The sequence below is a fragment of the Sulfurovum sp. AR genome (assembly GCF_000296775.1).
In the GTDB taxonomy this organism is placed as follows: Bacteria; Campylobacterota; Campylobacteria; order Campylobacterales; family Sulfurovaceae; genus Sulfurovum; species Sulfurovum xiamenensis.
In genome coordinates, this window is sequence record NZ_AJLE01000001.1 from 25,489 (window position 1) to 41,003 (window position 15,515).

Here is a 15,515-nt window from a genome sequence, read left to right on the forward strand (position 1 = left end):
CATTTTTTCTACTTTATTTCAATCTATTTTTACCTAACCTTTGCTATATTGGAATCAATATTTTCAAAGGTTACCCATGTCAGAAGAACCAAAAGCAAAACCTCAATTTACACATCTTCACTTACATACTGAATACTCGCTGCTTGATGGTGCGAATAAGATCAAAGCACTTGCCAAAAAGATCAAAGAGCAGGGGATGACCTCCGTAGCCATGACGGATCATGGCAATATGTTCGGTACCATTGACTTTTATAATACCATGCGTAATGAGGGGATCAAACCGATCATCGGGATGGAAGCCTATGTCCATAACCAGGAAGACCTGGGAGATAAATCTATACGCCAGCGCTTTCACCTCTGTCTCTATGCTAAAAATGAAGTGGGTTATAAAAACCTGATGTACCTGAGTTCACGTGCCTATATCGATGGATTTTACTACTATCCTCGTATCAACTGGGACCTTCTGAAAGAGAATAGTGAGGGGCTAATCTGCTCTTCTGCCTGTTTGCAAGGGGAAGTCAACTGGCATATGAATCTTTCAGAGAGGAATGTAAAGTTCGGTGCCAAAGGGTATGAGGAGGCAAAAAAAGTTGCCTTGAAATATAAAGATGTCTTTGGTGATGATTTTTACCTTGAGTTGATGCGTCACGGTATCGGTGATCAGCATCGTATCGATAAGCAGATCATACAACTTTCACAAGAGACCGGCATCAAGATCGTAGCCACCAATGATACGCATTATACAGAACAAAAAGATGCCGATGCCCATGAAGCATTTATGTGTATCGCAATGAACAAACTTTATGATGACCCCAACCGTCTGCGCCATTCGGTCCATGAGTTTTATGTGAAATCACCAGAACAGATGGCGGAACTTTTTGCTGATATCCCTGAAGCCATTGAACATACCCAGGAGATCGCTGATAAATGTAATTTGGAGATCAAACTGGGAGATCCTACACCGCCTAACTTTAAATTTGCCAGGGAGCGTGCAGAAGCCATTGGTCTAGTACTCCCTGAACCAGATAAAGAGTATTCACTAGAGAACGATAAAGTACTTTTTATAGAGGAGTCACGTAGAGGACTTGAGAGACGCTTAGAGATCGTACCTGCAGAGAAACACCAAGAGTATAGAGATAGACTTCAAGTCGAGATAGACATTATCAATAATATGAAGTTCCCGGGCTACATGCTGATCGTATGGGATTTTGTAGATGCTGCAAAACAGATGGGTATTCCCGTAGGACCAGGACGTGGTTCTGCGGCAGGTTCTCTTGTGGCCTATTCACTGAAGATCACAGATATCGACCCCATGCCGTACGGACTGCTCTTTGAGCGTTTCTTGAATCCTGAACGTATCTCCATGCCGGATATCGATATGGACTTCTGTCAGGCCCGCCGTCAGGAGATACTTGATTATGTGGTGGAAAAATACGGCCGGGTCAACGTGGCTCAGATCATTACCTTTGGTAAACTTTTGGCAAAAGGGGTCATCCGTGATGTGGCACGCGTCCTTGATATGCCTTACTCCAAAGCAGATGCTATGGCTAAACTTATCCCAGATGAACTGGGGATTGATCTGAAAAACTCTTATGAAAAAGAACCTAAGATCAAGGAACTCTTAGAGAGTGATCCACAGGCAAAACGTACCTGGGAGTATGCATTGGCGCTTGAGGGACTCAACCGTAATGCAGGAACACATGCTGCGGGTGTGGTGATCTCCAATGAACCGCTCTGGCAAAAGACGCCTCTATTTAAACCGACAGGGCTTGATACACTTGCAACACAGTACAGCGGAAAATATGTAGAAGATGTGGATCTCATCAAGTTTGACTTTTTGGGATTGAAAACACTTACCGTGATAGAAGAAGCACTGAAACTTGTAGAGAAGAGACATGGCAAACGTATCAATTTCGTCGAAGAGAATATCGAAGACAAAGAGGTCTATGATTATATCAGTACCGGGGAGACACTGGGACTCTTCCAGATAGAATCAGCTGGTATGCAGGACTTGGCAAAAAAACTGAAACCAAACGGTTTTGAGGATGTCATTGCGATGCTCGCACTTTACCGTCCGGGACCGATGGAGTCAGGGATGCTTGATGACTTTGTTGAGCGTAAGCACGGAAGGGCAGAGATCACCTACTCTTTCCCTGAACTGGAACCTATTCTCAAACCGACCTATGGGGTGATCGTATACCAAGAACAGGTCATGCAGATCGTACAGACCATCGGTGGATTCAGTCTTGGTGGTGCGGACCTGGTGCGTAGGGCGATGGGTAAGAAGATCAAAGAGGAGATGGATAAACTCAAAGGACAGTTTGCCGATGGAGCAGAGAAAAAAGGGTTTGACAGAGAAAAAGCAGCAGATCTTTTCGATCTTATCGTAAAGTTTGCAGGCTATGGTTTTAACAAATCTCACTCTGCTGCGTACGCGATGATCACATTTTATACTTCTTATTTGAAGCATTATTATCCGACAGAGTTTATGGCGGCTATCCTAACACTGGAAAAGAACAATACAGACAAAGTGGTTAAATACGTAGATGAACTCAAACGTATGGGTATTAAACTTCTTCCACCGGATATTAACCGTTCAGGGCTTGTATTTGAAGCACGTAAGGTTGATGGTGATGAGGTCGTTATGTTTGGTATGGGAGCCATTAAAGGTGCAGGTGATATCGCTATAAATACTATGCTTAAAGCGAGGGAAGAGGGAGAGTTCAAAGACTTTTCTGACTTTGTCTCGCGCATAGACTCAAGCAAAGTCAATAAAAAGGTCATTGAATCATTGATCAAGGCAGGAGCCCTTGATAGCTTTGGATATAGTCGTAAAGCGATGCTTTCACAAATAGAGGAGATCATAGAGTCTGCTAAGAAAGCAGGAGATGCCAAGAAACAAGCTGTGGGTTCACTGTTTGGAGAGGGTGCGGAGATGACTGCTGTGACTTTAGAACTTTCTCACATGACAGAGTTTGAACCCATGGAAATTCTGGAGATGGAAAAAGAATCTCTAGGTTTCTATGTTTCAGGTCACCCACTGGATAAATACCGTGAAACACTGGATGAGATCAGCTACACACTTAGTTCAGAGATAGATGATCTCGCGGATGGATCACAGGCAATGTTCATAGGTAAAATCGAAGAAATTACAGAGAAGATAAGTAAAAAAGGTAACAAGTTCGGTATCGCCAATATCATGGATTTACACGGTAACATTGAATTGATGCTCTTTGAAAACCGTCTTAAAGAACTGGAAGAAGATTTTGATCTTAGCAAACCCATTGCTTTTAAAGTAAAGATCACGAAAGACGGTGACTTTACTCGTATGAATATATTGAAAATCTCAAGTATGAAAGATGCGAAGAAAACGAAAGTCAAAGTAGAAAAAGAGGTTAAACATGTAGAAGAGCCTGTTCAACCCCCACTTATTCTTTCCATTAATCTCATGCCTGATGCAAAGATCGTTGAAGAACTGATGTGTCTGGTCGATAAATACCCTGGAAAACGACCATTGGAACTTCATATCAAGTCTAAACTTGCAGATGTAGTGATAGAATCTAAAATGAAAGTGAGCGAACTGATTATGGAAGAGGCGAAAGAGCTTGGTATCTATCCTGAAGAAGCTTTAGAAATTATAGGCTAGGGTACCCAACAGTTTTAATCTTGTTTTTATTACTATGTATTATAATAAGTACTTATTCATACTAAAGCGAAAGGAGAACAAATGAAATTTATTAAAGGTTTGTTTACATTTGTAGGCGCAGTTGTTGTAATTGGTTTTATTTTCGCATTTGTGAAGTTTGATCTTGGTACAAGGATCGGGCAGGTAAGTAAGCTTGATCCTCAGGCATTGCCGGAGTACATGAAAATGTTTGATAAAGTACTCACTACAGGTGATCCGGCTAAAGGGATGATCCGTAAGGTAAAAATGGTCATACCCGAAGGTATGACCAAACAAGAAGCATTTGAGAATGCTTTAGAGATCATGGATGAAACTGCAAGTGAGTTTGGTATGGCATTGGTAGATAGTAAAACGATGCCTAGACATGGGAAGTTGTTTAAAGACGGTGGACTTCTGACACATATCCGTTCCTATTGTTCTCCTTATATCGCAGATATATTCTTAGGACACTCTGCAGAGTTTATTGGTTTTATGCCATGTAGAATAGGTTTCGTTGAAGAGCCAAACGGAGACATCTATATCTATACAATGAGTATGGAACTGATGATCAATGGTGGTCATGTATTAGAACCTAAACTGCTTGAACTTGCAAATGAGGTAAGAACAGGTATGTATACGATGATGGAAAATGCTGCAGCTGGAGAATGATCTCCTCTTTTCATGAATACTTGCATCATTAGGGGTAGAATGTAGGTATTTCTCTTTGTTTTATAGGCTGATATAATGATCAGCTAAACTACCCAACCAGGAGTTGTATGTCCACTTTAGAAGATGAAAAAGCATTTATGCTCTTAGAACAAGCTGTCTATAGGGCTCAGGAGTCACTCGAAAAGACAAAGCACTTTCAACCCTTCTTGATGTTACTAAATGATGCGGGAGAGGTTGAACTTTTCGAAAATGATGTAAAAGAGACTTCGGAAAGTTATGCTTTATTGGAAGGTACATTAAAGCAACGCATCAGAGAGGGTGATATTGATGTGATGGTATTAGTGGTTGACACGATTATACCTGAAAATTTTGTTCAAGATGTTCCAAGTGGCATACGATTACATTTAGAAGAAAAAAGCCAAGTAGATAAGAAGATCGCTGCAAGATTTCTCTATGTGCCTTATGAACTATGTAGAGTAGGTGATGGTGAAATGTTCGTGAAACTTCATAATCCGATACCGGTAGGTTTCCCTGCGGAGTACATTGTAAGCTAAATAGCTGTATAATTTGAGCCTAGAGTTTATTTTAATCCTATAAATGGCAAAATTTGTGTAGTATAGAAACAAATAAATAATATAACTTTTTCATAACACTTCATTTCAATCCAATAATACTAAAATAGTGCTACAATCTTTCCATTAATAATCAAACTAAGGAACATTTTATGTCAAACTTACCAAAAATCATATGGTCAAAAATCGATGAGGCGCCGGCACTCGCTACGTATTCATTACTTCCAATCGTAAATGCTTTTACTAAAGAAGCAGGTGTTGAAGTTGTAGAAAGTGATATTTCACTTGCTGGAAGAGTACTTGCAGCTATGGGTCTTGCAGAAGATGAGTTGTCTAAACTAGGTGAAGTTGTACTTCAACCAGAGGGGAACGTGATCAAACTTCCAAACATTTCAGCTTCTGTTGGACAGTTAAAAGATTGTATCGCTGAGCTTCAAGGTCAAGGATATGATATCCCTAACTACCCTGAAAATCCGGCAAATGATGAAGAAAAAGCAATCCAGGCAAAATACAGCGTATGTCTTGGTTCTGCAGTTAACCCGGTACTAAGAGAAGGAAACTCAGACAGAAGAGCAGCAAAAGCGGTAAAAAGATTTGCACAAAATAACCCACACAGACTTAAGGCATATGCAGAAAATTCAAAAGCATATGTTGCGCATATGGGTGGAAAAGGTGACTTCTACGGACATGAAAAATCTGTAACATCAGCTAAAGACCAAAAAGTAACAATTGCACTTAACGGTAAAGAGTTAACTACAATTGATGCACTTGCTGGTGAAGTACTTGATGGTACATTCATGTCAGTTGCTGCACTTAGAGAGTTCTATAAAAAAACGATCCAAGATGCTAAAGAAGAAGGACTTATCTGGTCACTTCACTTGAAAGCAACGATGATGAAGATCTCTGACCCGATTATGTTCGGTCACGCATTTGAGATATTCTTCGAAGATGTATTCGCTAAACATGCAGATACATTTGCCGAGCTTGGAGTGAACCCTAACCTTGGTATGTCAGACCTTGAGAAAAAGATCGCTGGTCATGCAAAAGAAGCTGAGATCAAAGCTGATTTCCTAGCAGCTGTTGAATCAGATGCTCCAAAGATCGCAATGGTTGATTCTGATAAAGGTGAAACTAACTTCAACGCATCGAATGATGTTATTATCGATGCTTCTATGCCAGTTGTGGTAAGAGAAGGTGGTAAGCAGTGGGATAGAAATGGTGACGCACTTGAGACTGTGGCTGTTATTCCAGATTCTACTTACGGAATGTTTCATGCAGAAATGCTGGCTGACTGTGTGAAAAATGGTCAATATGATGTATCTACAATGGGTACAATGCAAAATATCGGTCTTATGGCACAAAAAGCTGAAGAGTATGGTTCTCACCCAACGACATTTGAGCTTGCTGAAGCTGGTACTGTAACAGTCACTGGTGAAGATGGTGTACTTATGAGCTTCGAGTGTGAGGCTGGAGATATCTGGAGACTTGCTAGAACAAAAGATATACCAATTAGAGACTGGGTAAGATTGACTGTTGAAAGAACTAGAATCGAAGGGATCCCTGCAGTATTCTGGCTAGATGAAGCACGTGCACACGATGCTGAGCTTATCAAAAAAGTAAACGAGTACCTTAAAGATCATGATACATCTGGTTTAGATATCAAGTTCATGAATGTAACGGATGCAACTAGATTCACAAACGAGAGAATCAGAAGAGGTGAAAACACGATCGCTGTAACTGGTAACGTTCTTAGAGACCACTTAACTGATATGTACCCGATCTTAGAGCTTGGTACATCAGCTAAAATGCTTTCTATCGTTCCATTGATCGCTGGTGGTGGACTGTTTGAAACGGGTGCAGGTGGATCAGCACCTAAGCACGTAGACCAATTCCTTGCTGAAGGTCACTTAAGATGGGATTCATTGGGTGAGTTCTTGGCATTGGCTGAGTCACTAAGAATGATCGAGCAAAAACACCCAAATGCAAAACTTGCTGCATTGACTGCTGGTCTTGATGTTGCAAACCAAGGTTACCTTGATAACAACAAAGCACCAGGAAGAAAAGTAGGTCAGCCGGATAACAAAGCTTCTCACTTCTACTTGGCACAGTACTGGGCAAATGCATTGGCTAACTCAGGTGATGCAGAATTGGAAGCGAAGTTTACTTCTGTTGCAAATGCACTTAACGAAAAAGAAGAAGTGATCATTGCTGAACTTTTAGAAGTTGAAGGTAAGCCTCAAGATGTTGGTGGATATTTCCACCCGAATGATGAGTTGGCTGCGAAAGCGATGAGACCATCTGCTACACTAAATGCGATTATTGACGCTATCTAAGTAGTTATCTATACAAGCATTGTACTTTTTTTGTACAATGCCTGTAACCAAAATAAAATAAAATTGCGGTATTCTACGCATTCATCAGAACTATGTTCTGAACACTTCTTAATTATCTAGTGTAAAAAGATACTTTCGACACAGATGTGTCACTAAACGTAGGGTTGATGTAAACCTCTTTTATCGCAAGGCATAATTGATAACAAAAGTTATGAGTTATGTTTTGCTCTGGGGTCCCCTATAGTTCTCACTCAAAAGGATTGTAATGGTAAAAAAAGGTAAAAAAGTAACAGTTATCGGTGCAGGAAATGTTGGAGCGACAGTTGCATTTATTTGTGCAATGAACGGTGTATGTCACCATCTTGTATTAAGAGATAGAAATATTGAGATCGCTAAAGGTAAAGCATTGGATATGTCACAAGCAGCGAATGCAGCAAGATCACATACCATTGTATCTGTAGCTGAGGATGCTTCTGAAATTGCAGGATCAGATGTCGTTGTGATCACTGCCGGAAGTCCAAGGCTGCCAGGTATGAGTAGAGATGATCTGCTTATGATCAATGCAGAGATCACAAAAGAGGTAGTTGCAGATGTAAAAAAATATGCACCTGATTCAATCATCATTATGGTTTCAAATCCTCTTGATGTTATGACCTATGTTGCACTGAAAGAATCAGGTTTCCCAAAAGAAAGAGTGGTTGGAATGGCAGGTATTTTGGACTCTGCTAGAATGGCGCACTTCATTTATGAAAAAATTGGTTACGGGGCAGGGCAGATACGTGCTTCAGTGATGGGTGGACATGGTGATGATATGGTTCCCCTACCTAAATTCTCTACGGTTGCTGGTGTACCGTTAACGGATATTTTATCTGAAAAAGAAATTTGTGAAGTAGTAGAAAGAACCAAGCATGGTGGGGCAGAGATCGTAGGTTATCTTAAAACAGGATCAGCATACTATGCACCGGCTAAATCTACAGCGATCATGGTTGAAGCGATCTTAAAAGATACGAAACAGATCCACCCTTGTGCAGTCTATCTTGATGGTCACTACGGATACTCTGATGTTGTCTCAGGTGTGCCTGTTGCCCTTGGTGCAAATGGCGTTGAAAAACTTTTTGAAATGACATTGAATGATGATCAAAAAGAGAGATTTGCAAAAAGTGTTGGCTCTGTGAAAAGTATGATCGATGTACTTAAAGAGAAGAAATTTTTTGACTAAAGGCTAATGATAGATGAGAGAAATTGAATTTGATGTTGTTGTAAAAGCGGTAAAAGATATGATCATGCATTGTGGTACGGACCTGCCACAAGATACGTATGATGCACTCAAAGCTGCTATGGAGGCTGAAAAGTCACCGGTAAGTAAAGAGGTGATACGCCAAATACTTGAAAATGCCAACATCGCGAAAGATGAGAAGAGACCACTTTGTCAAGATACAGGTTTAGCAGTCTTCTTTGTAAAGGTTGGTGAGGATGTACGTATTAAGGGTGGTCTTCTGAGAGATGCCATTAATAAAGGAACAGAAGAGGGTTACACAGAGGGGTACTTAAGAGCCTCAACATGTGAGCCGTTCAGCCGTTTAAATCTGAAAGATACGGTAGGATATAACCTTCCGGCTATTATCCATTTTGATATCGTTTCGGGAGATAAGATCGACATTGAATACGCTGCAAAAGGTGGTGGTTCAGAGAATGTTTCTCGTGCAAAAGTTCTACCTCCTGCAGCGGGGAAAGATGGTGTAGTCGAGTTTGTAAAAGAGGTGATCTCTGATGCAGGTGGAAACCCGTGTCCTCCTATCACTGTAGGTGTCGGGATCGGTGGAACCTTTGAAAGAGCAGTGATTTCATCTAAACATGCACTGTTTAGAGATCTTGAGACAACACACGAAGACCCGGAAATGGCTGAACTTGAAGAACGAATTTTGACTGAGATCAATAATCTTGGTATCGGTGCCATGGGTATGGGTGGAACAAAGACGGCGTTGGCTGTGCATATAGAATCCAACCCTTGTCACATTGCATCACTTCCTGTCTCTGTCAATGTTCAGTGTCACTCATCGAGACATACACACATCACGATATAAGGGGAAGGAATGGCTACTTATACTTTAACAACACCACTGACTTCTGAAGATACAAAAAAACTTGTTGCTGGAGATACTGTTTTATTGAACGGTACTATTTATACGGCAAGAGATGCTGCACATAAGAGACTGGTAGAACTGATCGAAGCAGGTGAAGAACTTCCGTTCGATTTAGAAGGTTCTGTGATCTATTTTGTTGGACCAACACCTCCTAAACCAGGTGACCCGATCGGTAGTGCAGGTCCAACGACTTCTTACAGAATGGACACCTATTCCCCGACGATGTTAAAACATGGTTCAAAAGGGATGATAGGAAAAGGTAAAAGAAATCAAGCTGTGAAAGATGCCTGTGTTGAATATGACGGTATCTATTTTGGTGCTACAGGTGGTGCTGGTGCATTACTCGGTAAACAAATCCGTTCAGCAGAAGTCATCGCGTATCCTGAACTTGGCCCGGAGGCTGTAAGAAAGATCACTGTGGAAGATTTCCCTGTTACTGTTGTCAATGATACCAAAGGGAATGATATTTATCAGATGGGTCGTGCACAGTACGAGGTCAAGGGCTAAAGTCCAGTACAAGCGAGGGACTAAATTCCGAGTCGTATAAGGATTAAAATCCAATGCATGTGAAGGGCTAAACCCTGAATCGTATAACGCTTAAGAAACAAACTTCAAATTCCCAGCACTGTATTGAACGCTATACAGTGTTGGACACTCACCAGCATACTACTATTCACTTTTTTTAATTTTTTTATCCTAGCAATATTTCATTAACCCAAATAGTGTACTATAGTTAATAATGATTACGGGAAAGGATCACTTATGGATTATAGAATCGAAAAGGACACAATGGGAGAGATGCAGGTTCCTGCTGACAAATACTGGGGTGCACAGACACAAAGGTCATTACATAATTTTGAGATAGGCAATGAAAAAATGCCGATTGAAGTAGTCTATGGCTTTGCGAATCTAAAAAAAGCCTGTGCTTTGGTCAATCACTCTTTGGGACGTCTCAATGATGAAAAAACAAAAGCGATAGCGGAAGCATGTGATATGGTCCTTTCGGGTGCACTGGATGACAACTTTCCACTGGTAGTATGGCAAACAGGTTCAGGCACCCAGTCGAACATGAATATGAATGAAGTCGTTGCAAATAAAGCAACAGAGATCCTGGGTGGAGATTTTACACAAGAAAATCTGGTGCATCCCAATGATGATGTGAACAAAGGACAGAGTTCAAACGATACCTATCCCACGGCCATGCGTATCGCCGAAGTTGTAGCGGTCACAGATTCACTTATCCCTGCAGTCATCCAATTGAAACATACACTGGAAGAAAAATCGAAAACCTTTTCTGATGTGGTGAAGATAGGGAGAACACACCTTCAAGATGCAACACCACTGACACTGGGCCAAGAACTATCCGGGTATGTAGCGATGTTAGAGACAAATCTCAAGCAGATCAATGATGCACTTGTCTACTGTAAAGAGGTGGCAATCGGTGGTACGGCTGTAGGGACGGGTCTGAATGCACACCCAGAGTTTTCACAAAGGGTCGTGGTACAGTTGAACCAGTTTATGGCAAAAAATTATGGATTTGTTTCTCAGCCGAATAAGTTTCATGCCCTTACCGGCCATGATGCTGAAGTCGTGCTCAGTGGTGCACTGAAAGCACTGGCTGCAAACTTAATGAAAATAGCCAATGATATACGATGGTTGGCATCAGGTCCCAGATGTGGTTTAGGTGAGATCGAAATACCAGCGAATGAACCGGGATCTTCTATCATGCCTGGCAAAGTCAATCCTACACAGGCAGAAGCAATGACAATGGTTGCAGTGCAAGTGATGGGTAATGACACGGCAGTAGGGATCGCTGCATCTCAAGGGAACTTTGAACTCAATGTATTCAAGCCCGTCATTGCCTATAATGTCTTGCAATCTATTAGACTTCTCTCTGATACCCTAAGAAGTTTTGACAGCAATTGTGCAGTAGGCATCAAGCCGATCAGAGAAAATATCGACAAATTTTTAAATGATTCATTGATGTTAGTGACGGCATTGAATCCTCATATCGGGTATGAAAATGCAGCAAAAATCGCAAAGCAGGCACATGCAAATGGTACAACACTGAAAGAAGAAGCTGTAGCACTTGGGTTGATGTCTGCAGAAGAGTTTGATAAAAATGTGAAGCCCGAAGAGATGATTTCACCCAAAGCATAATTTTTTATCGCCCTTTTGTTACCAAAAGGGACAATATAGCTTCTACACTATAAAATCTAACACAATATTACCAACTTAAATGTGTAAATACATAACAGTTTTTTAAAATCACTATCTTTTATAGGCAAATTAATCAAACCTTATTCTCTTTCATCGTATAGTAATGCAATTTTATTAAAAGGAGTACACGTGAATATTCATGAGTATCAAGCGAAACAAATATTCCAAAAGTATGGTGTTCCAACACCTAGAGGTATTATTGCCAATACACCTGATCAAGCAGTAGCGAATGCACAAGAGCTGGGTGGTAATATTTGGGTAGTAAAAGCACAGATCCACGCTGGTGGAAGAGGACTAGGAGGTGGTGTTAAACTTGCTAGGTCTGAAGAGGAAGTAAGAGAACTTGCTAAAGAGATCCTAGGTATGACTCTGGTTACACACCAAACAGGACCAGAAGGTAAATTGGTTCAAAAAGTCTATATCGAAGAGGGTGCAGCGATTGCAGATGAGCTTTATCTTTCTGTTGTACTTGACAGAGCTGCTGAAATGCCGATCATCATGGCTTCAACTGAAGGTGGTATGGATATTGAAACTGTAGCACACGAAACTCCTGAAAAGATCATCAAAATCAAAGTAGATCCTGCGATCGGTTTCCAACCTTATCATGGTAGAGAACTTGTATTCGGTCTTGGTATCACAGATAAAAATGAACAAAAGAAGATGATGGATTTTGCTTCTAAACTCTATAAACTTTATATGGAAAATGATGCAGAGATGATCGAGATCAACCCATTGATCAAAACTGAATCTGGTGACTTCTTGGCACTTGATGGAAAAATGGGATTCGATGACTCTGCACTCGGACGTCACCCGGATATCGAAGATATGAGAGATATCTCTGAAGAGGATCCTGATGAAAGAGAAGCAAGTCAGTATGGTCTTTCTTATATCGCACTTGATGGTGAGATCGGTTGTATGGTAAATGGTGCAGGTCTTGCAATGGGTACTATGGATACGATCAACTATATGGGTGGAACACCTGCGAACTTCCTTGATGTTGGTGGTTCAGCAAATGCAGAAACAGTGGCAAAAGGGTTTGAGATCATTCTTAAAAATCCAAATGTTAAAGCTATTTTTGTAAATATCTTTGGTGGTATCGTAAGATGTGATAGAATTGCAAACGGTATTCTTGAGGCAACAAAACTTGTAGATGTACATGTACCTGTTGTAGTGCGTCTTGATGGTACAAATGCACCTGAAGCAGCAGAGATTCTTAAAAATGCAAATATTCCAAACGTTATTGCAGCAACAGATTTAGCAGATGGTGCAGCAAAAGCAGTAGCAGCGGCAAAGGGAGAGTAATAGATGTCAATTTTAGTAAATAAAGATACAAAAGTAATCGTTCAAGGTTTTACAGGTAAAGAGGGTTCTTTCCATGCTGAGCAGTGTATAGACTATGGTACAAATATCGTAGGTGGTGTTACACCGAACAAGGGTGGACAAACACATCTTGGAAAGCCTGTATTTAATACAGTGAGAGATGCTGTAGAGACTACTGGGGCAACTGTTTCTATGATCTTTGTTCCACCGGCATTTGTAGCAGATGCAGTGATGGAAGCAGCTGATGCGGGTATTGAACTTGCCGTGATCATTACAGAAGGTGCACCGGTTAGAGATATGCAAATGGCTAAAGCACATGCCGTGAAGAACAATATGAAAACGATCGGTCCAAACTGTCCTGGTATCATTACAGCTGAAGAGTGTAAGATCGGAATCATGCCTGGTATGATCTTCAAAAAAGGTAATATCGGACTGATCTCTAAATCTGGTACATTGACCTATGAAGGTGCAAACCAGGTATGTAATGAAGGGTATGGTATCTCAACAGCTGTTGGTATCGGTGGTGACCCAATCATCGGTCTTAGCTACAAGCAACTTCTAAAAATGTTCCAGGAAGATCCTGAAACTGAAGCGATCGTAATGATCGGTGAAATTGGTGGAGATCTTGAGATACAAGCAGCAGCGTATATCAAAGAAAACATTACTAAACCTGTGGTTGCTTTCATTGCAGGTCAAACTGCACCAGCAGGTAAAAGAATGGGACACGCAGGTGCAATTATCTCTGGTTCTGCAGGTACAGCAAAAGAGAAAATGGATGCACTTCAGGCAGCAGGTGTGAAAGTGGTTGTTTCTCCAGCTGAGATCGGTAAAGCAGTGAAAGAAGTTCTTTCTTAATTGATACGATTTGAGTGGGCAAGTATGCCCACTCCACATATTCCTTTCTTAAACTCATTTTATTTCCACTTATTCTAATAACATAATATTATATTTCACATTTAGTTTTTTTGACTATAATACTACTCAATTAAAACGTCAGGAGTTATTTATGCAGCAATCATTTGAGGTCTTTAATGTCAAATGTGGGGGATGTGCGTCTACACTCAAGAGTAAACTTGCCAAAGAGTTCGGGGAGATAGAAGTTGATTTAAACGTAATTCCACGTAAAATTACGTTAGATATAGAAGACAAAGATGTAGATAAGTTATCTCAAGCACTCAAAGCACTTGGTTATCCTTTGGCTTCAGAAGAGATGAGTTTTATGGACAGTACTTCGGCAAAAGCAAAAAGTTTCGTTTCTTGTGCTATAGGTAAAATGAACAGTTAGACTGGAGCAGTGTTTATTTTATATCTATACATTTTTATGGATAGTTCATGTTAAAAAATCCTCTAAATCTATTTTTCATCTCTATTATATGGTATAATTGTATTAAGGTGAATAGGTAGTTGCTGGTGGTATAAACCACGAGAGGAAAGTCCGGGCTGCAAGTGAGACAGAACTCCATCTAACGGATGGCCAGAGTGATCTGAGGGCAAGTGCAACAGAAAGTAGGTAGCCACTTCGGTGGTGATAGTGAAAGGGTGGGGTAAGAGCCCACCAGTGCTTATGGTAACATAGGTAGCTAGGTAAACCCTGTTCGCAGCAAGAAGTATATGGTATAAGTCTCACAAGCTGTTAGATCAGCACTCATACTTTGCTTGAACGTATTGGTAACAATACGTCTAGATAAATAACTACCCACGACAGAACCCGGCTTATCGTTCACCTTATCTTATGATTCGAACTTCATGATCTCCAAAAATATAAAAAACCGTTGTTTTCAGAGTCTATTGGTAAGGAAAGGGTCTTCCTGGAGATGCTTCTTTGTATTTCATATTCAGCACTTAACACTATTTTGATATAATCAGTGAAAAAAGAGATGGTGAATGAAAGCTTTTTTATTATTACTGACCCCATTAGTGATCTTTGCAAAGGTACACTATGCAAAAGTAGAACCCTATGAATCTGTGACATTGAAGTCTGCAGTCAGTGCCTTGGTGATGGATGTAGATCTCGAAGCAGAGGGGAGCGTGGTGGATCAAAAACGTGTGATCTATCTGGATGATTATTTGGATAAAGTGAACTTGAAAACATCGAAGGAAAATCTTCTCATTCTTCATGAAACTTTAAAACGAAAAGAGTCATATTTTCATCGTATAGATAAGTTGAAAACAACATCTGCGGCCCAAAAAGATGATGCATTTTATAGTTTTGCCGCTGCAAAAACCCAGTATTTGGATATGCAGTATAAGATAGCTCAGCTTGAAGACAGTATTGAAAAAAAATCTATTGTACTCAAAAATATGTATCTGTATGAAATCATGGTACGCAAAGGAGACTATGTCACTCCAGGTTCACCTTTGGCAAAGGTAGTAGATGCGAGCAGAGCAAAGCTGGTACTTTTTTTAGAACCAGAAGAGTTGGATAAGATAGAGCAAAAAACAGTCTATCTTAATGGTGAGAAGACACTCTATAAAGTGGATAAAGTATGGAGCGTAGCAGATGAGAAGTTTATCTCTTCTTATCGTGCAGAGATATACATCCCCGCACCTGAGGGATCATTTTCAGAGCTGTTGAAAGTAGAGATAAAATAAT

At 40.5% G+C, this 15,515-nt stretch carries 12 protein-coding genes and 1 other RNA gene; all 13 read left to right on the top strand.

Annotated elements, in window-relative coordinates:
• Nucleotides 1-76: 76 nt before the first annotated feature.
• The gene (gene dnaE, locus SULAR_RS00125) at nucleotides 77-3,646 is read left to right on the top strand and encodes a DNA polymerase III subunit alpha (protein ID WP_008241705.1); all 3,570 of its coding nucleotides are present in this window, start codon (nucleotides 77-79) and stop codon (nucleotides 3,644-3,646) included.
• Between the two features lie 81 nt (nucleotides 3,647-3,727).
• Nucleotides 3,728-4,333 carry a DUF302 domain-containing protein gene (locus tag SULAR_RS00130; protein WP_008241706.1) on the top strand — a complete coding sequence of 202 codons (606 nt, stop codon included), beginning with the start codon at nucleotides 3,728-3,730 and terminating at the stop codon, nucleotides 4,331-4,333.
• Between the two features lie 107 nt (nucleotides 4,334-4,440).
• On the top strand, nucleotides 4,441-4,887 hold the full coding sequence (locus SULAR_RS00135; protein WP_008241707.1) for a hypothetical protein: 447 nt from the start codon (nucleotides 4,441-4,443) through the stop codon (nucleotides 4,885-4,887).
• A gap of 170 nt (nucleotides 4,888-5,057) precedes the next feature.
• Nucleotides 5,058-7,238, top strand: a complete 2,181-nt coding sequence (locus SULAR_RS00140) for an NADP-dependent isocitrate dehydrogenase (protein WP_008241708.1) — start codon at nucleotides 5,058-5,060, stop codon at nucleotides 7,236-7,238.
• Between the two features lie 265 nt (nucleotides 7,239-7,503).
• Nucleotides 7,504-8,457, top strand: coding sequence for a malate dehydrogenase (gene mdh / locus SULAR_RS00145; RefSeq protein WP_008241709.1), 954 nt, complete (start codon nucleotides 7,504-7,506; stop codon nucleotides 8,455-8,457).
• A 13-nt stretch (nucleotides 8,458-8,470) separates the two neighbouring features.
• Nucleotides 8,471-9,322, top strand: a complete 852-nt coding sequence (locus SULAR_RS00150) for a fumarate hydratase (protein WP_008241710.1) — start codon at nucleotides 8,471-8,473, stop codon at nucleotides 9,320-9,322.
• 9 nt (nucleotides 9,323-9,331) lie between these two features.
• Entirely contained in the window at nucleotides 9,332-9,889 is a 558-nt protein-coding gene (locus tag SULAR_RS00155; protein ID WP_008241711.1) for a Fe-S-containing hydro-lyase, read from the top strand.
• Nucleotides 9,890-10,144: 255 nt separating this feature from the next.
• Nucleotides 10,145-11,542: a class II fumarate hydratase gene (gene fumC / locus SULAR_RS00160; protein WP_008241712.1), complete on the top strand. Its 1,398-nt coding sequence runs from the start codon at nucleotides 10,145-10,147 to the stop codon at nucleotides 11,540-11,542.
• A 189-nt stretch (nucleotides 11,543-11,731) separates the two neighbouring features.
• Complete coding sequence (gene sucC / locus SULAR_RS00165) at nucleotides 11,732-12,904, top strand: ADP-forming succinate--CoA ligase subunit beta (protein WP_008241713.1); 1,173 nt, start codon at nucleotides 11,732-11,734, stop codon at nucleotides 12,902-12,904.
• Between the two features lie 3 nt (nucleotides 12,905-12,907).
• Nucleotides 12,908-13,777 carry a succinate--CoA ligase subunit alpha gene (gene sucD, locus SULAR_RS00170; RefSeq protein WP_008241714.1) on the top strand — a complete coding sequence of 290 codons (870 nt, stop codon included), beginning with the start codon at nucleotides 12,908-12,910 and terminating at the stop codon, nucleotides 13,775-13,777.
• 151 nt (nucleotides 13,778-13,928) lie between these two features.
• Entirely contained in the window at nucleotides 13,929-14,207 is a 279-nt protein-coding gene (locus SULAR_RS00175; RefSeq protein ID WP_008241715.1) for a heavy-metal-associated domain-containing protein, read from the top strand.
• Nucleotides 14,208-14,310: 103 nt separating this feature from the next.
• Nucleotides 14,311-14,654, top strand: an RNA gene (gene rnpB, locus SULAR_RS10810) — RNase P RNA component class A.
• Between the two features lie 152 nt (nucleotides 14,655-14,806).
• Nucleotides 14,807-15,514: a hypothetical protein gene (locus SULAR_RS00180; protein WP_008241716.1), complete on the top strand. Its 708-nt coding sequence runs from the start codon at nucleotides 14,807-14,809 to the stop codon at nucleotides 15,512-15,514.
• Nucleotide 15,515 lies beyond the last annotated feature (1 nt).